Source organism: Collinsella sp. TF10-11AT (genome assembly GCF_003437565.1).
Lineage (GTDB): Bacteria > Actinomycetota > Coriobacteriia > Coriobacteriales > Coriobacteriaceae > Collinsella.
Map to the genome: position 1 here is coordinate 1 of NZ_QSQW01000031.1, position 660 is coordinate 660.

A 660-nucleotide genomic window follows, 5' to 3' on the forward strand; every position below is an offset into this window, starting at 1 on the left:
GATACCGCTCCGGCGGCCCGCAATCCTCTCCTTCGGCGGGGTTCCCCTAGTCTGTCTTCGCGCATGCGGCGGCCGCCGCGCGCACAGCGAGAACGGGGGTGTCCCCGAAGGCCGCCCGGCTCGCCGGGACGGGGGCTTATGTCTATTCCGCGCCCTCCCGGCACATCGCGCCGAGGGCCCACAGCCACCTCACGAGCTCGGCCGCGGTGGCCGCGTTCGCCTTCGCCTGCGGCATCCCGCGGGCGATCATCTCCTCGCGGCGGCGCAGGAGCCTCTCGGACCCCTTCCTCCCGTGCATCCTTATCTCGAGGGGCACGCCGGAGCCCTTGGGCATCAGCTTCGGCTGGTGGCCGGCCTGGGCGTAGCACCAGGACCCCTCGACAGCCAGCTTCCTGACGAGCGCGTTGCCGGCCCCGCTGATCCCGCCGAGGCGCACGGAGTCCGCGCTCGACCTCTGCTTCGGGGCGAGGCCGAAGTAGGACGTCACCTGCCTGCCGGAGCGGAACCTCGAGAAGTCGCCGACCTCGGACGCGAAGGCGGCGGCGAGCGCGAACCCGCACCCCTTGATCGACTGGAGCGCCTCGACCTCGGCCGAGAGGGGGCCCGCCGCGACGGCGGCCCTGTATTCGGCGAGGAGGGCCCCCCTCGTCTCGTCGGCCG

General features: G+C 73.2%; 1 protein-coding gene. It reads right to left on the reverse strand.

Annotated elements, in window-relative coordinates:
* Positions 1 to 142: 142 nt before the first annotated feature.
* The coding region (locus DXC99_RS10445) for a transposase (protein ID WP_199408915.1) at positions 143 to 660 on the reverse strand (518 nt) is incomplete at its 5' end.